The organism is Acinetobacter rongchengensis, from assembly GCF_003611475.1.
Lineage (GTDB): Bacteria > Pseudomonadota > Gammaproteobacteria > Pseudomonadales > Moraxellaceae > Acinetobacter > Acinetobacter rongchengensis.
Window position 1 is genome coordinate 1 of sequence record NZ_RAXT01000092.1, and the last position, 6,347, is coordinate 6,347.

At 34.0% G+C, this 6,347-nt stretch carries 4 protein-coding genes; all 4 read left to right on the forward strand.

What is annotated here, in order from left to right:
• The first annotated feature begins 625 nt into the window (after window positions 1-625).
• On the forward strand, window positions 626-919 hold the full coding sequence (locus D7V20_RS18225) for a LexA family protein (RefSeq protein ID WP_162622368.1): 294 nt from the start codon (window positions 626-628) through the stop codon (window positions 917-919).
• A 138-nt stretch (window positions 920-1,057) separates the two neighbouring features.
• Entirely contained in the window at window positions 1,058-3,160 is a 2,103-nt protein-coding gene (locus D7V20_RS18230) for a hypothetical protein (RefSeq protein WP_107010077.1), read from the forward strand.
• 2 nt (window positions 3,161-3,162) lie between these two features.
• Window positions 3,163-5,898: a toprim domain-containing protein gene (locus tag D7V20_RS18235; protein WP_107010078.1), complete on the forward strand. Its 2,736-nt coding sequence runs from the start codon at window positions 3,163-3,165 to the stop codon at window positions 5,896-5,898.
• A gap of 179 nt (window positions 5,899-6,077) precedes the next feature.
• Window positions 6,078-6,347, forward strand: a 270-nt coding sequence (locus D7V20_RS18240) for a type ISP restriction/modification enzyme (protein ID WP_322887908.1), incomplete at its 3' end; no start/stop codon positions are given.

A 6,347-nucleotide genomic window follows, 5' to 3' on the forward strand; every position in this document is an offset into this window, starting at 1 on the left:
TTTTCTGGAGTTGTATAGTAATATTGATAATAAATAAACAATAAATATCAATAGCTTATAATTAAAATCTTGCATGAAAAAAATAAATAATATAAAACATGTTGGATATATATGAATAATTGTAGAAATACTCAAAAATAGAATGAAAAATAAAAAAACATCAAAAAAATAAAAAAGCGTGTCAAAAATAATTTAAGTATTTGAAATATATCATTATTAGTGATGACCTGTTAAAAAAAATACATGTCACTAAATATAAATAAATAAATAAATATTTATATATATTATATATTTATGTCAATATTTTTTGTGACACACTATTCTGACACACTATTAAAAAAACTGACACGCTATTGTTGACATGGAAAAATACGTGTCAATAGCAAGTCATAGATCGTGTCATTAGAATGATTGAAATAAGTATTTGAATTTGTTTTATATTTTTATTTTAATGACATGCTTTTTTGTTGTGACATGTTATTAATCTATATCCTATTTTCTGTATTCTACGGAAATGTATATGTGCATTTTTATATGCAAACTATTGGGCAAACTATTGAACAAACTATTGGTTGGTGATAGTATTTTTATTGTTTAGGCGTTTATATCAAGCATGGAGTCTCATGTGGATACTATTGAAAGTTCAGTTGTTAAGCAGCTCCCTATATTGACTGATCGCCAATATTTGTTATTGGAATTTCTAAAAGAGTATAGGGTTAAGAATCGGTACATGCCGACACATCGAGAGATTGCTACTTTTTTAGATATTAAATCAGCCAATGCAGCCCCTTATTTGGCTGCTTTGGAGAAAAAAGGTTATTTGCGGAGGAGTGCAGATCGGGTGAGACGTAATTTGGAATTAACGACTGCTGCTTATGAAAAACTCAGTTTGCAAGAATCTATTGGCGAAACCATATAAATGAAAAGTCCGGCACTGTTGAAGCAGTACCGGACTTTGAAAGTGTTTATCTAACTGTGCAGGCTAGATTTAATCATTTTCGCACATTTATATGCGTGTTTCAAATTTGACATCCTATTTTTTGGGAGTAATTTGTGTATGCGTAATTTAAATGAGTTGAATAGTAACTACCTTTTAATAGTTCGAGAAATTGAGGATAATTGTCGTTACTATGTTGAAAAAATAAGTAAAAAAAATGGGCGTAGTGATGCGTACATTCGTGCTTTGAAAAATAGTTGTTTGTTCTGTTTAGAATTTTCAATCCGTGAATTTAATCTAAGAACCACTGATGATGTTCTTAACTTTTTTTATTCATCTGAAGATAACCTACAGGTTTTTTTGGAGAAATATAAAGAATATTATGGTAGGAATAGAGTTGAGATTAACCATTCTGGTTTGATTAAATCTATATCTCCATACAGAATTGCGTTTAATTTTATTACGGATGAAATATTTGCTTTATATGGTACTAATCTTTGGTTGTCTTTAGGTGATAATGTATACAACAAAAACTATAATGCAACCGAGAGGTTTTTGTTTTGCTTGGATTGTATTTTTGAATTTAATAAGCCTACTGTTTACGAGTTAAAATCAAATAAGAAAAAGTTTCAGATTGTTGCAAGTTTAATTAATGATTATTGTGGTCATCAATTTATAACCTTTTCTATGATTACCAAGTATTTTGAAAGACAGTTTTTCCCAAATTTTGTAGAGTATTGTGATGGAGTTAATTACTCTGAGAGATCAAGTAAGCCTTATGTAGTGCTAGAAGCTATAGAAGCTTTAGCACATGCTCCACAGGGTTATTTAACTTCAATAATACCTAAAACAAATGTTTTAAACACACATAAATTATCGGATAGCGGTAGTGTTGTTGATGGTTCTTCTAACTTTAAGTACGTTGAAAGATTGAATGTTTCTTTACTACCGGATCAGCTTAGGTTGGAGCTTTATAATTATTGTTTTTATAAAACAGAGCCATTGCTAGATAAAAAAATTAATGAGCAATGGAAAGTTAGGAAATGCAAAGGGGATTTACCTAAAGAAACGGTTTTAGATGCTAAATTAATATCTAATTTTTATGTTTATACAAAGGACTTATACGTCCCCTCTTATTCTTCATTTGTTGGAGTAACAATTGCTCTTTTAAAAAAAGTATTAGAATTAGGTCTCCTAACTTATGGTGAATTAACTTTATTTAATGTTTATCAGCCTGATATTTTAAGGGCGGTGTTAGCTAATGACATTAAGAAAGACGGTTATGTGCTTATGTCTTTTTCTATGGTGATGCAGTATGCTAAAACTATTTGGCATCCTGACCATTGTTTTTTCTGTGAATTTTCTCGTGAAATTATCTGTGATTATTATAATGTGTCATCTGATGATGTTATTGAAATGTCAAAGAAAAATTATGACAGCTTGTTTACTATTTATGAAAAAATTAAACCGTTTATAAAGACAAGTCCAAGATCGCATAATGCTAGAAATGAAAAAATTATTGAGCTAGACAGTCCTGCTAGTTATGTTTTTGATGCTTTAAAAAAAGCATACTTGGATTTAGATATTTATTTAAATTCAAATAATCATCAAATAAAAGTTAAATATTATTGTGTTGTCAGAGATATTATTCTTGTTGAATGTCTCCTTATTTGTCCTTTAAGAGTAAGAAATTGGGCAGACATGAAAATTGGTTTTCATAAAGAAGATGAATGTATTTATAAAGATAAAGATGGGATATATAAAATAAGCATCCCGAAATCCCAATTCAAAAACTATAAACAAAGGAATATCCCTGAGAGGTTTCAATTAAGCATTCCTGAGAATCTAACGCATATATTAGATCTTTATGTCGATACGATTCGTCCATTGTTTATGAGCGAAACCGAACCCCATGAGTATTTTTTTGTTTCAAGCCTTGGAAGAAAACAAACCGGCACAGCTATTAGCACATGTACTCGGAAATTTACTGCCTTATATGCGGATCAATCTATTAAGTCGGGTGGGATTGGCGCACATTATTTTAGGCATATAGTAGCGACCACCTATTTAAAGATACATAGAGGGGCATTTGGTTATGTCGCTTTAATTTTGTTGGATAGCGAGGAGGTTATTAGGCGACATTATGGGCATCTTGACCACGAGGATGCTATTGGAGATTGGAAGAAAAATTTATCAAATATTAGAAATGCAGCGTTGGGGTAATTATGAACAATTTAGATATTCAAAATATTGTTGATGGGTTTAATTCTAATATTTTACATTACGCACAACTGTTGTTTCCTAATGGTAAGAAACAAGGGAGTTATTGGGTAACAGGTGATGTTTATGATACCCCTGCTACCAACCAAGGATCGTTTAAAATAGGTTTGAGTGGACGTTTTTTAGGGATGTGTAGAGATTTTAGTGGTGATGCTGCTAAAAATTCCACGTTAGAAAGTTATGATCTTCTTGAGGTCTTGAGTATTAGGTTGAATGGAGATAAAGCAAAAGCCATCAAAGAAGCTCAGGAACTTTTAGGTATAAGTAGTAATCAAAACTTTAAGACCAATATAAAAACCAAGCAAAAGCCTTTGGTTAAAAAAACCGAAACAGCGCAAGAAGTTAAAGTAGAGCCGTTGGATGAAAAGTCTAGGAGTTGGCAACAGACCCTACATAAGGAATTACTAAATAATGAATCTGCAATGGAATATTTATATGCAAGATCATTAAAGAAAGAGACTATTGTTGAGTTTCAGCTCGGATTGACAAGAAAGACCACCACTCCCGATGGCGAGGTTAGATCTAAAGCTTTAGCAACACCAATCCGCTTGATGAATGGTGAGTTTGCAAAGCAACAGTATTTCTATGTTATCCCCCATGTCACTGAGAATCCTATCGCCTCAAATGGGTGGGGCAAAAGTCCGGTTGGTATATATTTTTCACACACCCACAATAAACAACGTAATTTGATTGTTTGCGAGGGCATGAAAGATGTGTGGGTTCTTTATCAAAATTTAAAAGAAAATGACTTATTAGATGATTATCTAGTTTGCTCAGGAACGCATGGTACAAGCATTCCTGAACAAATGAAAAACCCCGATTTTTGGGCTAAGTTTGACAAAATCTATCTAACTCAAGATTTCGATAAAGCCGGTGACACGATGGCTGAAAAAATATCGGAATTTATCGTTGGAGACTGCTATCGAGTCAGATGCCCGGCGCATTATGCTAATCCAAAATTTGAAAAAGACGGTACAGAAAAGCCGAGTGACCAATGGGGGGCTGATTGGACTGATTTCTTTAGATCGGACGGCTGTATTGATGAATTTTTATCTTTACTTGAAGAAGCTCCTGTTTGCTCTATTACAGTTGAAACGATTGATAACAATGATCCGTTCAATGTAAAAAATGCGGTGGGGCGATTCCACGTTGCCCCGATTGACATCAATGGGGCTTACATTAATCGCAAAATGTACTATCCGGTGCAGACATTAATGAGAAAAAAAGAGACCGATGAATACGGTCAGGAATATATTAGTGAACGCTATGAAACTGTGGTTGTTAGCTCAGATGGTGTGATTAACAAATCAGTTAAATCCCCTGCACCTCCCGGAACACCGGACTCTGAACGTGTAATTAGATTGACCGATGGCACGTTAATTCGAGCAGAACCAAAGCCAAATGATTACAGCTCTTGGAGTTGGAATAGCATTGAATCCTACATATCAGGCAGATCAAAAATTAGATCTGCTAAGGATATTTATACTGATATTCACAATGTACTAAAGCAATCTGTATGGCTTCCTGTACCTGAAGATTACTGCATACTATCACTAACGGTGATTGCTACTTATGTTCAAAACATCTTTGAATCTGTACCCATTATATTCCTAAATGGACGAGCCGGCTCAGGCAAATCTCAAACAGGGATTGTGATGTCTAAGCTTTCATGCAATGGCTCAGTGATCGGACAAGTCAGTGCTGCAACTGCTGCAAGGCATATTGACGCATCGAGAGGTTTTGTTGTGTTCGATGATTTAGAGGGTATCGCAAGCAAAGGTGGTCGAGACGGAACTCAATTTAGTGATCTAGTTCAAGCACTTAAAGTATCGTATAACAAAAACACTTCGGAGAAAATTTGGACTGACGTTAAGACGATGAAAACTGAGCGTCTTAACTTTTTCGGCATAAAATTAATATCGAACACCCAAGGATCTGATGATATTTTGAGTACACGTATGTTGCGTATTCAAACACTTATCATGCCTGACAGTGAAAAAGGTAAGATTAAAAAAATGGGAGCATCTGACTTCTTGCATGTTGAGAAGTTACGACAAGAATTACATCAATGGGCTTTTGCTAAATGTAATGAAATTGAAGATATTTCACTTACACATACAGAAAAAACAGGTCGATTCGATGAAATTGCACTCCCCTTGCGTGTGATCGCTTCGCTCGTTGGCAAGGAGTGTGCAGATGAACTTGAAGTCGGTCTTAATAAGCAGAAAACAGTCAAATTTGAGAGTAATGACCCCATAGAGGTGTTGCGTGAAGCTGTCAAAAATCTAATTAAAAATGGGTTTATCCGCTTTACTGTTACTCAGCTTATTCTTGAATTACGAACAATGCTTGACGATAACTATGGCGCAAGCATGACAAACGAAATCCCGGAATGGGAACGCCCTGAATGGGTTGGTCGTCAATTACGGACTCTTGGTTTGCTTGATAGTGTTGATCTAGGTCGAGCAGTATTGTACGGTAAGCGGTTAAAGGTGATGCAGTTCAATGACTATGCTGTAAATGAAGTGATCGAAGAAATTGGCTCTACTATAGACAATCTTCAAGAGCCATTCGCTTTCTGTGCCGGATGCGCTTCATGCCCTTATGCGAATACCAATTGTGGGTTTCGTGAGGAAAGACTCAAAAAAGAGCAAAAAAATATCAATGTTAAATATAACTAATATTTAATGTAAAAACAAAAACCATTTATACAACTAAAAATAGTTGTATAAATGGTTTTTGTTTTTATGGTTTTAGTGAAACTATTTATAATGTTTAATTATGCCACCATTTGTACATGTTAATATTTATATTCTTTTATAATTAGATACTTATATAAAACATAATAAAAAATAATGGCTTGTTGCACAGTGAAGATTATCGTACTCGTTATGCAGACAACTTGACTAAAGAGTTACCACGTATCCCATGCGTAAAAAAAGCCGAAGATTTCTGGGCATTCTCGAAAGCCGGGCGTGATTTAGCTCATTGGCACTTAAACTATGAAACCGTAGAGCCATATAAAGCTAAATTAGATCTAAAAGGTAGAAGTGTCCGAGAGCTTCAGGAACATGATTACTATGTGACTAAAATGAAATTCATTAAAAAAGATCAAAAAGATACCGTTGTT

What these genes read in the sequence shown, in the direction of transcription:
- D7V20_RS18230 (WP_107010077.1), top strand. Translation starts at nt 1,058, where the DNA reads ATGCGTAATTTAAATGAGTTGAATAGTAACTACCTTTTAATAGTTCGA.
- D7V20_RS18235 (WP_107010078.1), top strand. Translation starts at nt 3,163, where the DNA reads ATGAACAATTTAGATATTCAAAATATTGTTGATGGGTTTAATTCTAAT.